This is a genomic window from Novosphingobium huizhouense (genome assembly GCF_020179475.1).
Lineage (GTDB): Bacteria > Pseudomonadota > Alphaproteobacteria > Sphingomonadales > Sphingomonadaceae > Novosphingobium > Novosphingobium huizhouense.
In genome coordinates this window covers 89289-108121 of sequence record NZ_JAILXZ010000002.1, presented here as the reverse complement: position 1 = coordinate 108121, position 18833 = coordinate 89289, and the positions used below count along the sequence as shown (strand labels likewise).

Sequence of the window (18833 nt, the reverse complement as noted above, 5' to 3'; positions counted from 1 at the left end):
CTCGTTGCTGTTCCGTGTGCTCGGGTGTCGCCGGTTATCACCGATCCTGCGCCCGGGTAAGGCCGGAATTGCAGCCGGGCGGCGCTATCCATCGGGCAGACCCGCCAGCAGGCGGTCGAGCTCGGGCCAGAGCGACTGCGCGCGGGTGCGCGGCACGGCGTCCTCGCGGAAGTACCACCAGAAGTAGCCGCCGACGAAGCGGCTGCCGAGCTGCAGGCGCAAGGCATCGTGCATGCCGTAGTAGGTCCGCGCGACCCGCTGCTTCTCGGCAAGCGAGGGATCGTCGGGCAGGCCGTCGGAGCGGCGCTGCGCGCCGATCTCGCCGATGCCGAGCCGCGCTGACGGAAACAGCCGGCCGAGCCGCTGGAGCGTGCCGGCGAGCTCGGCCGCCGAAGGGCGCTGCGGCGGACTGCACGCCGTTTCGTAGACGCTCAGCAGGACGATCCGCGTTTCCGCCCTGACTTGCGCGGGCATGCCCCGGGCGAAGGGGAGCGTCCGCTCCCACGGATGCTCGATGCAGCCGGGACCCGACCAGTAGTTGAGCGTGATCGCGGTGCGCAGGTGATACTCCCCGGCGATGACGCGGTGGACCGCGAGCACCTTGTCGTTGATCGCCTGTGGGTCGGCGCCGAGCCATGCTCCGTTGAGTTCGTTGCCGATTTCCCAGATGTCGATCTGCCCGGCGAAGGCACCGGCGAACTTGCGCGCACGCGCGACCATCTGCGCGCGCGTCGTCCGCCGGAACGCGGTGGAATCGACCAGCTCGGCCATCAGGTAGGCGTGCGGCCGCAGCGCCCGGATCGCCTCGGCATAATCGGCCGGCTCGGTTCCGGGATCGAACACGATGCGGATCGTCGGCCGCCGGGCGAGATGCTCCACCGCATCGAGCACCTCGGGCAAGGCCGCGACCGAATCGAGCGTTATGCCGCGCAACGGCGCGGGAATCCTCCGCGTCGCAAGCGCCGACGGCTGCGCCACTTGTCCGGTTGCGGACGCTGCCGGCTCCGCCGCAACCGCGTAAATCGGCGCCCGCGCCCGCTCCGCCGCCATGCGCGGCGAAGCGACGCAAGCCACCGCGAGGCCGGCGGCGAGCGCCAGGACGGGAAGGAGCGCGCGCATCGCCCGGGCATAGGCGTTGCCCGGTCGCGGAGCGACGCCCCATCGCGCCGTTTTGGCGGTAGCGGCGCGCGTGGTCGCGCCCCGGCAGCCTTCAGCCCGGAAGAGTAAGCGGCTTGCCGCGATAGGTGTGGGTCCAGGCGTCGAGATCGTCGGTGAGCAGGGCGGTCGCGCGCCGCGCCCGGACCAGCAGCGTATCGAAAGCCACCGGCTCTGCCGCCACGACCTCTTCCAGCGCGCCCAGATCGTGCTCGATCGCGTGGCTCCGATCGGCGGCACCCGCAAAATCGCCCTGCATGCGGATACCCTGCAGCGCCGCGCCGATCGCCGGGAAGGCGGCGGTGGCGATCGTCACCCAGACCGCCGCGGCATGGAGCGCGTCCTCGTCCACCCGTGCAAGCCCCGCGCCATGCGCCAACTTCAGCGCGAGAAAGCCAATGCAGACCAGCGCGGTGCCGCCGAACAGCACGCTGCCCGCCGCGTGAAGCCGGTGATCGAGGCGATGCATCGTCTCCGCCTCGCGCGAGAAATAGCTGCGCTGGCTGCCGATCAGCTCGAGCAATTCGCTGCGCACGCCGGCGAGGAAGCCGGGGTCGACCGAGGCCTGCGGCAGTCCCAGCGCGCGCGCGGCGGCATTCGCGGCTGCCTGGACCGCAGGCGCGGTGCGCGCGCCATGCTGCCGCAACTGCAGGTCGCCCAGCCGCGACGACACGGCGAGGCAGCGCAGGCGCTCGGCAAGCTGGCGCTGCTCGATCCAGCGCCGATGCCACTGGCGCCGCGTGCCGATGCGGGTGATCGCCAGGATCGCCACGATCAGGGCGATTTCGCCGGCGAGCAGCGCCGGCTTCACTGACGAGGGCAGGACGAGCCCCGAGAGGGCGACGAGCACCGCCCCGGCGGCAAGCGCGAAGTTGGCGACATAGGCGCCGCGGTAGGACGCCGCAGCGGCGCTGGCGGCGGCATCGGCCCGGGCGAAGCGCTGCGCCAGAGCGGGCGGCATCGCCTCGCCCGGCCGCTCGCCGTGCCGTGCCTTTCGCGGCCGCGCGCCGGTCGCGGCCAGGAGCAGGCGGAACGGCAGCGCGAGAAGCCGCGCGGCCGCGCCGTCGGTGGGCGGCGCATCGGCGTCGATCGCATCGTCCGTCGGAGCGGGTGGCGCGAGGACATCGCCCAGGCGTTGCAACGGCCCCTGCGCCACGGTGCGCAGAGTCGCGCCGCCGCAGCCCTCGCCGCCCAGCGCATCGGCAAGGACGACGGGCGCCGCGCGGGCGGTGGTCGAAACGACGATCACCGGAATGCCCGCGCCGACCGCTTCGGCCACGATCTGCGCCGTGCCGCCCACGCCGGCGGCCGGGCCACCGTTCCAGACGCCGAGGACGAGGTCCGACTGCGCCAGCATGACCTGCCCGGCGCGCTCGTAGTCCTGCGCGGCCTGGGCAGGCGCGCTTCCCTGCCCGTCGAGCGCGAACACGCTGGCGGCTTGCGCGACGAGCGCGGTGAAGCGCGCCGTTTCGTCGGCGTCGACGAAATCCTCGGCGTAGCGATCGCGGGCGAACGGGAGGACGAGTTCGTGCCGCCAGCCCCGCGCCAGCGCAAGCTCGGCGGCGATCTGGTCGGCGCCGGCGGCGCCGCAGGAGACCAGCGTGATCGTCGTGCCGGGACGCAGCGCCTGCTCGATCGCGGCGAAGGCGAGCCCGATCCGCGCGCGCAGATCGGCGAGGTCGACATCGCCGAGCAGCCCGGGGCGATGGCCGGTGACGCCGACGCGGAAGTGGGAGGAACCGGTGATTGTCGCACCTCGTCTGAGCAGGACCAGCTAGGGTCTCCTAAGGCGAGCGAGCGCCGAGATAAAGCTTGTGCGCGCGCAGCAACAACCGAAATCGACGCCTTTCGCAAAGCGTGACGCCGGTCACGCGCACCGCGAATCGTCCGGGTCTAGACCGCTTTCTGTCGAGGGAAACAACCCCGGCCCGAAGAGACCCAGGAGACAGACGATGACCAAGACCACCATCCTTCCCGCCCTGTTCGCCGCGCTGGCCCTCGCTGCCCCGGCGACCGCCTTCGCCCAGGCGTACGAGACGACCGGTTCGCAGTCGATCGACGTCGGCAACCTGTCGACCGCCGATGCCCGCGCCAAGATCGAGATCGCCGCGCGCAAGGTGTGCCGCCCGAGCAGCCTCGGCATGGAGGACGTCCGCGCGGCGCGCGACTGCTACCGCCGCGCCAAGGCCAGCGCCGAAGCGCAGCTCGCCCAGCTCCAGCAGACCACCACCGCCAACGCGCCGGCGCTCGCCGTGGTCGAACCCCGCAACCTGCGCGGCGGAAACTGATTGCCGGCCTCATCCACCCGGCAACTGGACGGGAAAGCGCCAGCCCCGCTTTCCCGTCCAGCTTCGTTCCGGCACGGCCGGCCGTCGACAGCCCCGAGGCGGTTTGCACAATGATGCCCTTTCCGGCATATCGCGCGCTCATGAAGCTCGCGCAGCAAGCGCCGACCCTGGCGCACGTGGTCACCGCGATCAGAGCCGGCGCGCTCGGTCACGCCGCCGCCCTGCTGGAAGCGGGCGGGTTCGAGACCGACGGCAGCGACGCCGCCGCCCTCGCAGTCGCCGGCCGGCTGGCGCGCGACCGGGCGCTGCGCGCGTCGCCGCACGACCGGCCCCGCCTGCTCGCCGAGGCTGCCTCCGCGTTCGCCGCCGCGTTCCGGCTCGATCCGCGGCCCTACACCCGGATCAACGAAGCGACGCTGACCTGGCTGGCGGGCGACAGGGACGCGGCACGCGCGATCGCCCGGCAGCTGCTCGCATGGCTCGACAGCGACACCTGCCCTGCCGAGACGCCCGCCTGGCTTTGCGCGACCCGGGCGGAGGCGTTGCTGCTCGTCGGCGACGTCGCGGCGGCGAAGGGCGAACTCGCGCGCGCGGCGGCGCTGCCGTGCGTCGACCCCGAGGACCAGGCCGCGACCTTGCGCAACCTCGAGCTGATCCTTGCCGAAGCGGGCGAGGATGCCGGCTGGCTCGATGCATTCCGGCCGCGCGGCGCGCTCCACTTTGCCGGGCACCTCGCGATTGCGGAGGGCGAAGCGGCGCTGCTGACCGAGCGGATCGCGCTGCTGGTCGACGACCACCGCATCGGCGCGGGCTTCGGCGCGCTGGCCGCCGGCGCCGACCTGGTGGTGGCCGATGCCCTGCTCGACCGCGGCGCCGAGCTGCACGTCGTCCTGCCGACACCGGTCGAGGTCTTCGCCGCGCAATCGGTGGTCCCTTACGGCAAGCCATGGGTGCGACGGTTCCGGCGCGCGCTCGACGAAGCGGCGAGCGTCCGCTGCGTGACGACGCTTGGTGGCGGGTATCAGCCGCTGGCGAGCCGTCTTGCGGCCGACGTGGCGATGGGCGCGGCCAAGGCGCAGGCCCGCCGCCTGCGCACCAGCGCGTGCCAGATCGTGCTGGTCGACGACGGACCCGGCCCGTTCGGACAGGGGCAGAACACGCGCTACGTCGCCGAACGCTGGCAGGCGGGCTCGGCCCGGGACGGCGCGGCGCAGGTGCGGCTGGTGGTGCCGCGCTCGAGCCCGGTGACGGCCTCGGGGGCAAAACCGCCCGAAGGTCGCCCCGACCTCGTGCTGTTCGCCGTGCTGCACATCGCCTTCGAAGGTCTGGGCGGCCAGGACGAAGCCGAATTCGCGCAGTTCCTCGACACGGTCGTGCTGCCGTTGCGCGCCGCGTCGGCCGGCATCGAGCCACGCCCCGATATCGTCCTGCCGGCCGGAAATGCGCGGATCCTGGGCTTTGCGGACCCCGAGCGGGCGTGGCGCCACGCAGCCGCGCTGCTGTCGCAGGACGGGGCCGACCGGACCTTGCGGATCGTCGGCCACTACGGCCTGTCGCATCGGCTCCATGCGCCCGACGCGCTGGTCGGCAGCGCGGTCGCCCAGCTCGAGGCGCTGGCGCCGCTGGCCCTGCCCGGCGTGCTGGTCGCGAGCGAAGCGCTGACCGCCGCGATCTGCGTCGACGGCGTCAGCGCCGAGGCCATGCGGATCGAGGAAATCGGCGCGCTGGGCGCCGCGCCGATCTTCGCGCTCTCGCGCGATGCCGCCGCTCAGTAGAGCAGTTCCTCGAGCCGCCTGCGCGAGACGACGGTGAGGGCTTCGGCGTCGCGGCGGATCACGCCCCGCCGTTCGAGTTGCGCGATCGTGCGCGACACCGTCTCGCGGGTGCTGTCGACGACGAGGGCCAGCTGCGCGAGGACCGGCGGCGGCGTGATCGCCATGTCCGGCCGGTCCTGCGCAAGGCGCAGCAGTTCGGCGCAGACGCGCCCGCGCACCGACAGCGTGGTGCCTTCGGCGAGGCGGCGCTGCGCCTGCTCGAGCCTTGCTACGAGCAGCCGCGACACGGCGAGGCCGACCGCGGCGTAGCTGTGCATCAGCGCGAGAAAATCGCCGTTGGCGAAGGCGCCGATCTGCGACTGCCGCACCGCGACCACATCGTGGGGCGTGCTGGCCTGCCCGAACAGGCCGCGCTCGCCGAACAGGTCGCCGTCGACGTAGTCCTCGATCACGCTGCTGCGTCCCTCGAGCGCGACCGCCAGCATCCGCGCATGGCCGTCGATCACCAGGTGCACGTGGTCGGCCTTGCTTTCGCAGGCGACGATGGTGCTGCGCGCCCGGTGCGCCTGCAGTCGCGCGCGCGCCGTGATGACCGCGGCGAGATCATCGTCGCAATCGAAGGTCCGCCGCACGATGGCGCGCGCGATTTCGTCGCCGGCGCTGGACTGCTGCATGGCATCCCCTTACGCCACGAGCATAAACCGAACGGACGGCGGGCTCAAGCAAGCCCGGATCGCGGGCCGGGCCGACCGTTCGCAAACGATTGCCATTTTCCTCCCCTCGTGCCATGGGGCGGGAAACCGGGGTCGCGAGCCCCATAGGGAGAGATCGATGGGGCCTAACCGACCCACCTTGCCGACCTGGCGAATCCTCGAGATGAACCTGGGGTTCCTGGGCCTCCAGTTCAGCTTCGGGCTGCAGCAGGGCAACATGGGCCCGATCTACAGCTACCTCGGCGCCGACGAAGCCTCGTTGCCCATCCTGAGCCTTGCCGGGCCGGTGACGGGTCTTCTGATCCAGCCGCTGGTGGGCGCGCTTTCGGACCGGACGCAGAGCCGTTGGGGGCGTCGCACGCCCTATTTCGTCGCCGGCGCGATCTGCTGCGCGCTGGGGCTGCTGCTGATGCCGTTCTCTTCCTCGCTGCTGATGGCGGTATCGCTGCTGTGGCTGCTCGATGCCGGCAACAACATCACGATGGAGCCGTACCGGGCCTATGTCTCCGACCGCCTCGATCCGGCGCAGCGCCAGTTCGGCTTCCTTTCGCAGAGCGCCTTCACCGGGCTGGCGCAGATGCTCGCCTACCTCACCCCGTCGATCCTCGTCGCGCTCGGGATGAACCAGGACCGGGTCGATGCCCACGGCATCCCCTATACCGTGCACGTCGTGTTCGTGGCCGGCGCGGTCCTTTCGCTGACGACGATCCTGTGGTCGGTCCTGCGCGTGCCCGAACTTGCGCTGAGCGCGCAGGAGCAGCAACGCATCGCCGCCGCGCCGCGCGGCATCGGCGCGACGCTGGCCGAGATCGGATCGGCCATTCGCGAGATGCCGCTCGCCATGCGCAAGCTTGGCGTGATGAGCCTGTTCCAGTGGTTCGGCATGTACGGGTACTGGACCTATGTCACCTACTCGATCGGGCGGACCGTGTTCGCGACCGACGACCCCCGTTCCTCGGCCTTCCACAGCGCGGTCCTGACCAACGGCGAGATCGCGGCGCTCTACAATGCGGTGGCGTTCGTCGTCGCCTTCGCCATGGTGCCGCTGGTCCGCCGGCTGGGCCCGGGCCGGGTCCACGCGGCCTGCCTTGCGTTCGGCGGCCTCGGCATGATCGCGCTGACGCAGATCACCTTCAAGCCGCTGCTGTTTCTCCCGGCCGTCGGCATCGGCCTTGCCTGGGGCAGCATCATGGGGAACCCCTACGCCATCCTTGCCGGGTCGATTCCGCCGGAGCGGACGGGGGTCTACATGGGCATCTTCAACATGATGATCGTCATCCCGATGATGCTGTTCTCGATCGTCATGAGTTCGCTCGACCTCGGCTTCGCGACGCTCGGCTTCGGGCTTTACGACCGGGTGCTCGGCGGTGATCCGCGGCACATGCTGGTGCTGTGCGGAACGGCGCTGCTGGTCGCGGCGATCGCGGTCGCAAGGGTGCGCGAAGGCCGGGCAACGCCGAGCGCGGCCTGACCGGGCGAAGAACCGGTCAGCTCAACCGCAGCGGAAGCGAGCGCAGCCGCTGCCCCGTGGCCTGGCGCACCGCGTTGGCAATCGCCGGGATCACCGGAGGCAGCGCCGGCTCGCCGAGCCCGGTCGGCGGAAAGTCGCTCGGCACCCACGACAGGGCAACCTCGGCGGGCTTGCCGTCGATGCGCAGCAGCGGGAAGTCGCCGAAGTTGTCGGTGGTGACCCGGCCGTCGGCCTGGACCACCGGCTGCATCACCAGCGCCTGGGCCAGCCCTTCGAGCGCGGCGCCCTGTGACTGGTGCTCGGCATTGATCGGGTTGATGACGTGGGCGCCGATGTCGCCGGCGATCCAGATCTTGTCGACCCGGATCTGCCCCCCGGCAACGGTGACGTCCGCGACTTCGGCGAAATAGCCGCGATGGCTGAAGTAGAAACCGAAGCCGCGCCCCTTGCCGGGCGCCGACGCGCGCGCGCCGGTCCAGCCGGCGGACTTGGTCACCGCATCGATCACCGCGCGGGCGCGGCCGGTGTGGAACGCCGGATCGCCTTCGCGGCCGGCCGGCAGTTCGCGCGCGGTCCCCAGCAACTCGCGCATCAGGCCGGGCAGGTCCTTACCCGCGGCTTCGGCGACCTCGTCGAGGAAGCTCTGGAACACGAACGCCATCGCATTGGACGTGGGCGCGCGGAGCCAGCCGGTCGTGAGATTGGTTTCGAGGAACGATTGCCCCAGTTCGACGTGCTCGAGCACGGGAACCGGGAATTCCGCCGCCGACATCTGCGCCGCGCGCAGCGGCTTGCCCGCCGCGCCGAACGTGACGAAATGGTCCTTGAGCGCCAGCAGCCGGTTGTCGGCGCCGATCGCCGCGGTCAGGCGGTGCCATCCGGCCGGGCGGTAGTAATCGTTGCGCAGGTCGTCATTGCGGTCGAAGATCAGCTTGACCGGCCGGCCCGGCAGGCTTTTCGCCGCGCCGCCAGCCAGCACCATGTAATCGCTCATCAGCCGGCGACCGAAGCCTCCGCCGACCCGCGTGAGGTGGATGGTGATGGCCTCGGGCGCGATCCCGAGCACTTTCGCCACCTCGCCGCGCCCTTCTTCCGGGTCCTGCGCCGGCACCCAGAATTCCAGCCTGCCGTCGGCATGCCACAGCGCGGTGCAGTTCTGCGGCTCGAGGGTCGCGTGCGGCAGGAACGGATAGGCATAGTCGGCGCGCACCACCTTCGCCGCTCCGGCGATCGCCTTGTCCGCATCCCCCGTCTTGGCGAAGACCTGCTGCGCGGCGCCGGCAAGCAACGCCGTGGCCTTGCGGTCGTATCCTTCGGTGGAGAACGCCGCCTGCGCCGCGGTGTCCCAGGTCACGTCGAGCGTCTCGCGCGCCTGGCTGGCCGTCCACCACGAACCGGCGATCACCACCAGGGCATCGTTGCGGCGATCGGCAGCCTGACCGCTCGCGATCGGAAACACGCCGAGCACGCCCGGAACCGCCCGCGCCCGGGTATCGTCGAAGTGCGCCAGCGTGCCGCCGATCGCGGGGCACTTGACCAGCGCGGCATGGACCAGGCCGGGCAAGCGCACGTCGATGCCGAACAGCGGTTCGCCGCGCACGATCTTCGGCACGTCGACGCCCTTCTGCGATCGGCCGATGATGCGAAAGTCCCGCGGATCCTTGAGCTTGAGACCGGCCGGATCGGGAACCGCCCCGCGCGAGGCGGCATCGGCCAGTTCGGCATAGCTCGCCCGCCGGCCGCGACCGCCCGGTTCGACGACATGGCCTTGCGCGGTGCGTAGCGTTTCGGCGCCGACACCCCACTGCCGCGCCGCCGCCGCGACCAGCATGGCGCGCGCCGCGGCGCCGGCCTGGCGCATCGGCAGCCAGTTCAGCGGCGTCGACATGCTGCCGCCGGACCATTGATCGGGATAGCGCTTGGGATCGACCGCCGCCTGCTCGATGCGCACTTGGGCCCAGTCGACATCGAGTTCCTCGGCGATCAGCATCGGCAGCATCACCTTGATGCCCTGGCCCATCTCGGGGTTCTTCGAGCCGATCACCACGGTGTTGTCCGCCATGATGCGGATATAGGCGGTCAGCTCCCGGCCCGACGGCGCAACGCCGGCGTCGGATGCGGCGAGCGCGAGCCGGGCCTCGAGCGCGAAGGCGGCGCCCGCCGCCACGGAGACGGTGAGGAACGACCGCCGCGAGAGCGCTGCCGTCTCGCTCATGCCGGCTCTCCCAGCCCGGCGGCCTTGCGGATCGCGCGCTCGATGCGAATGTAGGTGGAGCAGCGGCAGATGTTGCCGACCATCCCGGCGACGATCTCGTCGGCGCTCGGCTTCGGCGTCTCGGTCAGCAGGGCGGTGGCCGACATGATCTGCCCGGCCTGGCAATAGCCGCATTGCGGGACGTCGAGGTCGACCCAGGCATCGACCACGCGCTTTCCGGCGGCAAGCGCGGCGACGCCTTCGATCGTGGTCACGGTCTTGCCCGCGACATCGCCGGCCGGGGTCTGGCACGAGCGCACCGCCACCCCGTCGAGGATCACGGTGCAGGCGCCGCACAGCCCGGCGCCGCATCCGAACTTGGTGCCCGGCATGTCGAGATCCTCGCGCAGGACCCACAGCAGCGGCTTTTCGGCGGGCGCGGTCACGCTGCGGGATTCGCCGTTGACGATGAAGGAAAGCGCGGAGGTCATGGCAGACTCGTGTTGCAGTGCGGCACCCGGGGCGCGATGATCGGGCAAGCGGCAGCGCGCGGTCAACACCGTTTTTGGCCGACCCCGGGCGGCGCAGGCGGCGCGGTGCTTGCGGATCCGGGCGATCTCGGCCAGTTTGCGCGGCGATGCCGACCGCCTTGCGCAGCGCCACCCTCCCCGTGCTGCACCCGCACCCCAGCGTTGCCGCGCCTTGCTGATGCAGATCGCGCCGCGCCCCTTTGACCTGCTGCACTTTGCGCACGAGGCCCTGCGCAATGGCCTGGCCGGCGCGTTCGTCACGCTGGTCGGGTACGAGGGCGCCGCATCACGCGGGGTCGGGTCGCAGATGGTCGTGCTTACCGACGGGCGCCACCTGGGCTCGCTTTCGGCCGGGTGCGTCGAGCGCGCGGTGATCGACGAGGCGCGCGCCGTCGCCCGGTCGGGGGAAACGCGGACGGTGCGCTATGGCGCGGGATCGCCCTATCTGGACCTGCGCCTGCCCTGCGGCGGCGGAATCGACCTGCAGTTCACCCCCCTGCCCGCGCCCGAGCGGATCGAGGCGGCCTTGGCGCAGCTCGAGGCGCGCACGACGGCGACGCTGCTGCTGGGCGAGCGGCCGTGCCGTTATCCCCCGCCGTTGCGGATCGTCGCGCTCGGCCATGGCGAGGACCTGGTCGCGCTCACCCGCACCGCGCGCGGGCTCGATCTCGCGATCGAGGCCTATGCGCCGGCCGACGACCTCCATCGCGACGACACGATCCATCCGCTGCTCCATCGCAACAGCCTTCCGCGCGTCGCGGGCGATCCGTGGACCGCGGTGGTGCTCGCGTTCCACGATCGCGACTGGGAGGAACACCTGCTGGCGCAGGCGCTGGAGATCGAGGCGTTCTACCACGGCGCGGTGGGCAGCCGGCGGACGCAACGCGCCCGCGTCGCAGCATTGCGCGAGGCGGGCGTCGACCGCGACCGCGTCGATCGCCTGCGCGGGCCGATCGGGCTGATCCCCGGGGCGCGGGATGCTGCGACCCTCGCCCTGTCGATCGTCGCCGAAGTGGTGCAGGAGTACCACCTGCGCGCCCGCCCGATCCTCGCGCATCCGTCCGGGACCGGGACTTCGAGCGCGAGCGAGAGCGCGGGCGCGTGATTGAAGCGGGCGATATCGCCCTCGTCCTTCTGGCCGCGGGCCGCGCCGAGCGCTTCGGCGGCGACAAGCTGGGCGCCATGCTCGCGGGCAGGACGGTGCTCGACCACGTTCTTGCAGCGCTCGCCCCGCTGGAGGTCGGCCATCGCTTCGCCGTGGTGCGACCGGGCCGGGCGAGGATCGCGGGCTATGAGATGATCGAAGCGGCCGACCCCGGCGCGCCGCAGTCGCGCTCGCTGGGGCTGGGCGTGGCGGCTGCGCAGGCGGCGGGCGCACGCGCGGTGCTGGTGGCGCTGGCCGACATGCCGCTGGTCCCGACCTCGCACCTGCGCGCGCTGATCGCGGCCTTCGCATCGGACCGGGCGGCCAGTTCCGGTGCGGGAACGACGATGCCGCCGGCGATCTTCGGCGCCCGGCATTTCGCCGCGCTCCGGGCGCTGACCGGCGACCGCGGCGCCGGCACCCTGCTTGCGGGGGCAGAAACCATCGCCCTGCCCGTCGGCGCCGAGATCGACATCGACCGCCCCGAGGACCTCGCCCTCGCCGAACGATACCTCGCCCGGCGCGCGCGCTAGCGCGGGCAGTGCAAGGCATGCCGCTTCAGCGCGTGCCGAGCCAGCGGATCCAGGCTCCGTAGGGATGGCAGTGCGCCAGCACCTGCCGCACGCCGTCGGGCCACACGGTCAGCGCGAGTTCGACGCGGGTTCGACTGGCGTCCCATTCGAACGAGATCCGCGCGAGCGGCGCATCGCTAGTGGCTTTCGCCCCGGTGCTGTCGAGCACGGCAGCGATCCGGGCCTTGTCGGCAGGGCCGAGGTATTGCTCGAACATCGTATGGACGATGCAGCGTGTGACCCCGACGTCCGCAGGCGCTTTCAGCTGATCGCAGAGCCAGGTCACCGCGTCGCCGCGCTGGAGGTCGACCCGGCGGTTGCGCGCAAGGCCGATGGCCTGGCGCAGGATCCACAGCCGGTCCCGCCGGTCCGGCCACACATAGGCGAACAGCCGCTCGCAATCGGCGGCGCTGCGAATGTCGAGCGGGTCCTGGTCGATCCCCTGCGCGCGCACGATCCGGGGTTGCGCCCCGACCGGCGCAGGGCCGTCCCAGGCCGGCTTCAACTCCAGCGGAGAGGCCGGGTCGCCGCCCTGCACCCCGCCCAGATCGAAGGCATAGGCATCGAGCACGAGGTTGAGCCCTGCACTCGCGCCGAGTTCGAACAGGGCGATGGGCCTGTCGAAGCGACCGGCAAGGACCCGCAGCGCCGCCATCGTCGCGGCACTGCGCGCGACTTCGTTGGTCTGGGTCGGGCTGCTCAGCCACCCGGCGAGCATCGCGTCGCAGCGGACCAGGGCTTTCGCCACCGCCGCCTCGCAATCGATGTCGAGCGAAGCGAACGCCGAGGAGAGCTCCGGGACCACCCCGGCGCGCGCGACGTGATGCAGCCCGGCGAGCAGGCGCAGCGGCAGCGCGGCGGCGCGGCGGTCGCCCGGCCATGTCGCGAAGATCGCTGCGCACTGCGTCGCGAGCCCGATGTGGGTGGCGACGGCTTCCATCACCATCGCGGAAAAGGGCGCATGATGGCTGCGCAGGAAACTCGCTTGCGCTTCGATCACGTCGGTGAACGGATCGCAGGGTGAAAACTGGGAAAAAGAAGGACTTGGTTCCATCACGCTTCGCATCGTTGGCGTTGTGGACGCCCTATAGACAGTGCGCCGTGAAGGCCGGTAAACGACCGCGATACGTACAAGACCTTATCAATTGTCGATGGACCGGCCTCGATAAGATGGACCTACGACCAAATACATACATTCCATAAAAAACAACGTTCAAGGAAGCGCGGTAGCTTGTCCCGAATTTTCAGTGAGGGCAACAAATGCGCGTATTGTACATTCTCCTTTCGGGTGCGGCTCTCGTCGGCCTGTCCGATGCAGCGGCAGCTTCGACGGCCGCCCCATCGCAGACCTCGAAGAGCGCCGACGCCCGGGAGCAGGCGCAGCCTGCCGGTGCGCCGACCAAGGCCTTCAGCACTGGCGTCGCCAAGGGCCGCGACCTTCTCGACACGGCGATTTCGGCCAGCACGCTCGACGAGACCGATCTTCCCAAGCTGGGCACGCCGGCCGTGGCAGGCATTCTTGCGAACCTTCCCGGTGTCCGGGCCGAAACCCAGGGCGTCGACGGTTTCTCCGCGCTGACGGTGCGCGGGCTGCCACTGTCGGCCGACGGCAGCCGATACGTCCAGATCCAGGAAGACGGCCTGCCCGTGCTCGAGTTCGGGGACATCCACCTCGCCGGGGCCGACACGTTCGTCCGCGCGGACATCGGTCTTTCGCAGGTCCAGTCGATCCGCGGCGGCTCGGCCTCGACCTTTGCGTCCAATTCCCCGGGCGGGGTGATCAACCTGATTTCGAAGACCGGCGAGACCGAAGGGGGCGCTCTGCTCCTCTCGTCCGGGCTCGGATACGACCTCCATCGGCTCGACTTCGATTACGGGGCTCCGCTCGGGGGTGACTGGCGCTTCCACGTAGGAGGCTTCTTCCATGAGGGCGAAGGCCCGCGCGAGGTCGGTTATCGCGGCACCCGGGGCGGTCAGGTCAAGGTCAACGTGACCCGCACCTTCTCGGGCGGCTACATCCGCTTCTACGGAAAGTACCTCGACGACCGGCAAGCGCTCTATACGCAGTTCCCGCTCCGGATTGCCGGCACCAATGAGTCGCCGCAGTTCAGCGACCTGCCCGGCCTCGACGCACGGCGCGATGCGCTCAACTCGAAGTACATTGCCGACCTTGCCGGCGTCGACGACAGGAACAACCCGACGCAGTTCGACTTGCACGAAGGCATCCACGGGGTGTCGAAGGCGGTCGGGCTGGAAGCCCAGTTCGAGATCGGCGACTGGACGATAACCGACAAGTTCCGGTTCGCGGCCAATAGCGGGGCGTACAACGAGAACACCACGCTTCTGACCCTCCCGGCCGCAACGATGGCGGCGACCTTCGGGGGCCCCGGCGCGGTGCTGAGCTACGCTGGCGGACCGAACAACGGCAAGATCGTGACCGATCCGGCTGGTCTCAACGGCAACGGGCTCCTTGCCACCTCGATCTACGTGCACGGCGATCTCAACAACCTGGACAATCTGACCAACGACCTGCGCGCCAGCCGCACCTTCACCCTGGGCGAAGGCAAGCTGACCACCACAGCGGGTGTCTACTATGCGTCGCAGAACGTGGACATGTACTGGTCGCTGGCGAGCGCGCTCGAAGGATATGCGGCGCATGGACAGGGCACGCGCTTCGACCTGACCGCCGCCAACGGCACGCGAGTCACCGATGCGGGAATCCTTGGCTACGGAATTATCGCGGGCGCCCCACTCGCCACGTATCATCGGCGCTATGACGTGAATTATCGCGTGCTGGCGCCTTACGCATCCGCGAACTATCAGATCGGGAAGCTTTCGGTCGGCGGAAGCATCCGCATCGATACCGGCAAGGTCTCCGGCAACACCTACAGCCCGCCCGCCGGCACCGGGACCGCGCCGATCGATCTCAACCGCGACGGCAGCCTGTCGCTGCCCGAAACGCGGGTCGCGATCCTGGCGACTTCGCAGCCGGGGCTTGTCGACTACGACTACAACTACCTGTCCTATTCGGCCGGGGTGAACTATCGCATCGCCGAACCCTTGTCCGTCTTCGCCCGCTACAGCCGCGGCGGACGCGCAGGCGCAGAACGCCTTCTGTTCACGCCGCAGCAGGATCCCGCAACGGGCAAGCTCGCCGACGGCGTTGCGGCTTACGGCGCGGTCAAGCAGGCGGAGGCCGGCCTGAAGATGCGCCAGAACGGCATCAGCCTGTTCCTGACCGGGTTCTGGGCCTCGACGGGCGAATCCGGGTTCCAGATCGGGGCGGACGCGACCGGCGCGCCCAAGGTCGTGTCGTTCAGCCGCTCGTACAGCGCCAAGGGCATCGAGCTCGAGGGCGAAGTGCGACGCGGGCCGTTCAGCCTTGCCGTTGGCGCGACGTACGCCAAGTCGAAGATCGACAAGGACTCGACCAACCCTGCGATCGAGGGCAACCGGCCGCGCCACCAGCCCTCGCTGTTCTTCTCGGCCCGCCCGCAGTTCGAGCAGGGCATCGTGACGGTCGGCGCGACGATCAACGGCACCACCAGCAGCTTCGCCCAGGACACCAACATCCTCAAGCAGCCGGGTTATGTCGTGGTCAGCCCGTTCCTGTTCGTGCGCCCGATGCCGCGCATCGAACTGGGCATCAACGCCTTCAACGTCTTCGACAAGTTGGCGTTCGTGAACATCTCCGCAGCAGCGATCCCGGCGAGCGGCGTGGTCAGCGCGCAGACGCTCAACGGGCGCACGGTGACCGCGATGCTGCGGTTCTCGTTCTGAAGAAATCCGGCGTCAGGCCGTCTTGATCCATGCGTCGTGACTGAAGGGACCGAAAGTTGCTCGACCGAATGAACATTCCCCGGCGCCTGGGCGTTGCCTTCGTCACGGTGATCGTGTCCGCAATCGCGATGATGCTGGTTTTCGGGGTCAGCCTGGCGATCATCTCGCGCATCGCCGTCCGCAACACGGAAAGCCAGTCGATCCTTGCCGACTCGCTGACCCTGGAGACGGCGCTGCTTCGGCAGAACAGCCAGATGCGCGGCTACCTCGTGACCGGGGACGAGAGCTACCTCAAGTCCTACTACGAAGGGCGCGACGACTACGACAAGACCTCGCGCGAGCTCGAGAACCGGCTGGTCGATCCGGAGCGCCAGGCGCTGGTCCGCAAGTCGCGCGAGGAAACCCAGAAGTGGCGCCGCGAGTGGGGCGACAAGTCGATCGAGACCGTCAAGTCGGGCCAGCTCGACGCAGCGGTCGCGGCGATCCGCGCCGGCGGCAAGGCCGTGCTGGTGACCGACGCGGTGCTGCCGTTGCGCGACCTGCGCAAGGCGCAGCAGGCCGAAGTCGACTCCGACACCGCGATGCAGGCGAAGGCCGTGTTCTATGCCTGGATCGCGCTGGTCCTGGGCGGCGCCACGATGATCGGGCTTTCGGTACTGCTCTCGCGCAAGCTCGCGCAATCGCTGGCGACCCCGATCGGCGAACTGACCGTGACGATGACCGCGCTGGCCGATGGCGACAACTCGGTCTTCGTTTCGGGGACGGAGCGCACCGACGAACTGGGCGACATGGCGCGCGCGGTGGAACACTTCCGCAATGCCGCGCTCGATCGCCAGCGCGCGGTGGCCGATCGCGAAGCGGCGATGTCCAAGATCGGCGACAATCTCCACGCGGTGGCGATGGCCGACCTCTCGGTCCGCGTGGTCGACGTGCCGCCGGCGTTCCAGGCTGTCGCGCAGGATTTCAACGACGCCATGTCGCGCCTGTGCGAGGCGATGGGCCAGGTCCAGGACAGCATCGTCAACATCGACCTGACCTCGAACGAGATCCGCCAGGCGACCACGGATCTTGCCAACCGCAGCGAGATGCAGGCGGCCAGCCTCCAGGCTTCGTCGAGCGAAATGGACATGCTGACCCGGCAGATCGAGGACTATGCGAAGATCGCCGCCGACGTCAGCCACTCGATGGTCGAGGCCCGCGGCCAGGCCGAAAACGGCGGCGCGGTCGTGAGCAAGGCGATCGATGCGATGGACCGGGTGAACCGCGCCAGCGCCGAAATCTCGGAGATCACCGCGATGATCGACGGGATCGCGTTCCAGACCAACCTCCTCGCGCTCAACGCCGGGGTCGAGGCCGCGCGGGCGGGCGAGGCCGGCAAGGGCTTCGCGGTCGTCGCCTCGGAGGTCCGCGCGCTTGCGCTGCGCGCCACCGAAGCGGCCAGCGCGATCAAGCAGCGGGTCGAGGCGGTCACCGAACACGTGCGCAAGGGTGTGGACCTGGTCAACGAGACCGGATCGGCGCTCGAGACCATCATCGGCCGCGTCGGCACGGTGACGGCCTCGATCTCGACGATCGCCGACACCGCGGGCGAACAGTCCGTCGCGCTGCGCAAGATCAGCGAATCGATCAGCGCCATGGACCAGATGACCCAGCAGAACGCAGCGATGGTCGAACAGACCAATGCGGCGACGAAGAACCTGACGCAGGAGGCTTCGCACCTTTCGGCGACCTTTGCCGGGTTCAAGATCGGCAAGGAGCGGACCTCGTCGCTGCCGGGCATGCGGGGCGGCGCGGTCGTCGCGCCCTTCCCCGCACCCGCACCCGCCCTGCCCCCGGCGACGCGCCCTGTCGCGGCTCTTCCCGCCAGCAACCTTGCCGTGGCGGAAGACTGGTCGGACTTCTAGCGCGTGGGACCGCGGCGGGTTCAGCCTGCCGCGGCGGCCACCGAGTCCCGCTCGACCAGCCTGAACTCGAGCGAGACGAGGCGCGGCTCCTGCTCCTGCCGGTCGAGCAGCATGGTTGCGGCGGCGTAGCCCATTTCCTCGATCGGCTGGTATATCGTGGTGAGGTAGGGCCAGACCGACTTGGCGATCCAGCTGTCGTCGAACCCGCAGACCGACACCTCGTGCGGGACCGCGATCCGCGCGCTCGAACAGGCGACCATGACCCCGGCCGCGGAGTCGTCGTTGGTGGCAAAGATGGCCGTCGGGCGGGGATCGGCCGCGAGCAGTTCCGCGCCGGCGGACATCCCGCCTTCGAAGCTGAAACCGCCATTGCGCTCGGGCACCGGGAAGCGGTTCCCGAGCTCGCCCAACGCGTCGAGGAAGCCGGTCCTGCGCCGTTCGGCAGCGCCGTGCTCGCGCGGGCCGGTCACGATGCCGAAACGGCGGTGCCCCAGGTCCCACAAGTACCGCGCCAGACTGGCTGCCGCTGCCGCATCGTCGATCGCGACGCCCGGCGAGCGCGCCGGGTCGAGGTTGGGCGCGATGCACACGTAGCGGATCGAACGGGCATCGAAGAAGTCGAGGATCTGGGCATTGTCGGTCAGCGGCGGGGTCAGGATGAACCCGTCGGACCGACCGTTGCGAACGACCGCATCGAGGCGCTGCTCGAGATCCTCGGCGCTGCAGTTCGAGTTGATGTTATCGATCCGCAGGTGATAGCCGTGCTCGGTGCAGGCGCGGTAGACCCCGGCCTGCACCTTCATCGTGTAGTTCGGGCTAGGATTGTCGAACAGCAGGCCGATGATGAAGGTTCGCGACCCCGCCAGCGAACGCGCCGCGACATCGGGCACGTAGGCGAGCGCAGCGATCGCATCCTCCACCTTGGCCCGCAACTTGGCCGAGACGTGCGGTTCGCGGTTGACGACGCGGCTGACGCTCTTGAGCGAAACGCCCGCGTACCGTGCGACATCCTGCATGGTCGCGTGACTCGAATTCGCCTGCCGTGATCGCATGGTTTGCGCGGACATCCTCTTCATGCGCCGACTTATGGACGCTTCCCTGCATATCGTCATCCCCCCTGCGAAAAGGAACAGGGATTGACAGCGCAGTCTTGACAGCGCTGCCATACTGGGTCAACACCATGCTCGAGCGGAGGATACAGACCGCCGTCGGAGAGGAACGCTGACTGCCGGTATCGGCGCCGGCGTGTTCATCGAAGCGCCGCGCACTTACGGCGTCCGCGCCGGCGTCAAGTTCTGATCCTCTCC

Annotated in this window: 15 protein-coding genes; 8 read left to right on the top strand and 7 right to left on the bottom strand. The window is 69.9% G+C overall.

Features of this window, described 5'->3' with window-relative positions:
- Positions 1-84: 84 nt before the first annotated feature.
- Entirely contained in the window at positions 85-1119 is a 1035-nt protein-coding gene (locus K3A85_RS08740; protein WP_225206132.1) for a hypothetical protein, read from the bottom strand.
- Between the two features lie 91 nt (positions 1120-1210).
- On the bottom strand, positions 1211-2584 hold the full coding sequence (locus tag K3A85_RS08735; RefSeq protein WP_225206131.1) for a hypothetical protein: 1374 nt from the start codon (positions 2582-2584) through the stop codon (positions 1211-1213).
- A gap of 9 nt (positions 2585-2593) precedes the next feature.
- On the opposite strand from K3A85_RS08735, the gene K3A85_RS08730 reads away from it, so the two are divergent.
- The 3 genes from K3A85_RS08730 to K3A85_RS08720 all read left to right on the top strand — a co-directional run bounded on the left by K3A85_RS08730 (position 2594) and on the right by K3A85_RS08720 (position 5218).
- Positions 2594-3016, top strand: coding sequence for a hypothetical protein (locus tag K3A85_RS08730; protein ID WP_225206130.1), 423 nt, complete (start codon positions 2594-2596; stop codon positions 3014-3016).
- A 91-nt stretch (positions 3017-3107) separates the two neighbouring features.
- Positions 3108-3443, top strand: a complete 336-nt coding sequence (locus K3A85_RS08725) for a UrcA family protein (RefSeq protein ID WP_225206129.1) — start codon at positions 3108-3110, stop codon at positions 3441-3443.
- A 140-nt stretch (positions 3444-3583) separates the two neighbouring features.
- Positions 3584-5218: a tetratricopeptide repeat-containing protein gene (locus K3A85_RS08720; protein WP_225206128.1), complete on the top strand. Its 1635-nt coding sequence runs from the start codon at positions 3584-3586 to the stop codon at positions 5216-5218.
- Here K3A85_RS08720 and K3A85_RS08715 read toward each other — a convergent pair.
- Entirely contained in the window at positions 5212-5892 is a 681-nt protein-coding gene (locus K3A85_RS08715) for a Crp/Fnr family transcriptional regulator (RefSeq protein ID WP_225206127.1), read from the bottom strand. The two genes, K3A85_RS08720 and K3A85_RS08715, sit on opposite strands and share 7 nt — an antisense overlap.
- 202 nt (positions 5893-6094) lie before the next feature.
- On the opposite strand from K3A85_RS08715, the gene K3A85_RS08710 reads away from it, so the two are divergent.
- Positions 6095-7402 carry an MFS transporter gene (locus tag K3A85_RS08710; protein WP_225206126.1) on the top strand — a complete coding sequence of 436 codons (1308 nt, stop codon included), beginning with the start codon at positions 6095-6097 and terminating at the stop codon, positions 7400-7402.
- Between the two features lie 16 nt (positions 7403-7418).
- On the opposite strand, the gene K3A85_RS08705 is transcribed toward K3A85_RS08710, so the two are convergent.
- Positions 7419-9617: a xanthine dehydrogenase family protein molybdopterin-binding subunit gene (locus tag K3A85_RS08705; RefSeq protein ID WP_225206125.1), complete on the bottom strand. Its 2199-nt coding sequence runs from the start codon at positions 9615-9617 to the stop codon at positions 7419-7421.
- Entirely contained in the window at positions 9614-10087 is a 474-nt protein-coding gene (locus tag K3A85_RS08700) for a (2Fe-2S)-binding protein (protein WP_225206124.1), read from the bottom strand. Before K3A85_RS08700 ends, K3A85_RS08705 begins: the two co-directional genes overlap by 4 nt.
- 217 nt (positions 10088-10304) lie before the next feature.
- On the opposite strand from K3A85_RS08700, the gene K3A85_RS08695 reads away from it, so the two are divergent.
- Both K3A85_RS08695 and K3A85_RS08690 read left to right on the top strand, forming a co-directional pair.
- Entirely contained in the window at positions 10305-11231 is a 927-nt protein-coding gene (locus tag K3A85_RS08695) for an XdhC family protein (protein WP_225206123.1), read from the top strand.
- Positions 11228-11803, top strand: a complete 576-nt coding sequence (locus tag K3A85_RS08690; protein ID WP_225206122.1) for a nucleotidyltransferase family protein — start codon at positions 11228-11230, stop codon at positions 11801-11803. Before K3A85_RS08695 ends, K3A85_RS08690 begins: the two co-directional genes overlap by 4 nt.
- Positions 11804-11828: 25 nt before the next feature.
- On the opposite strand, the gene K3A85_RS08685 is transcribed toward K3A85_RS08690, so the two are convergent.
- On the bottom strand, positions 11829-12842 hold the full coding sequence (locus K3A85_RS08685; protein ID WP_225206121.1) for a DUF2332 domain-containing protein: 1014 nt from the start codon (positions 12840-12842) through the stop codon (positions 11829-11831).
- 260 nt (positions 12843-13102) lie between these two features.
- Between K3A85_RS08685 and K3A85_RS08680 the strand changes: the two genes are divergently transcribed.
- Both K3A85_RS08680 and K3A85_RS08675 read left to right on the top strand, forming a co-directional pair.
- Entirely contained in the window at positions 13103-15622 is a 2520-nt protein-coding gene (locus K3A85_RS08680; RefSeq protein WP_225206120.1) for a TonB-dependent receptor domain-containing protein, read from the top strand.
- A gap of 68 nt (positions 15623-15690) precedes the next feature.
- Complete coding sequence (locus K3A85_RS08675) at positions 15691-17526, top strand: HAMP domain-containing methyl-accepting chemotaxis protein (RefSeq protein WP_225206119.1); 1836 nt, start codon at positions 15691-15693, stop codon at positions 17524-17526.
- A gap of 20 nt (positions 17527-17546) precedes the next feature.
- On the opposite strand, the gene K3A85_RS08670 is transcribed toward K3A85_RS08675, so the two are convergent.
- The gene (locus tag K3A85_RS08670; protein WP_225206118.1) at positions 17547-18542 is read right to left on the bottom strand and encodes a LacI family DNA-binding transcriptional regulator; all 996 of its coding nucleotides are present in this window, start codon (positions 18540-18542) and stop codon (positions 17547-17549) included.
- Positions 18543-18833 lie beyond the last annotated feature (291 nt).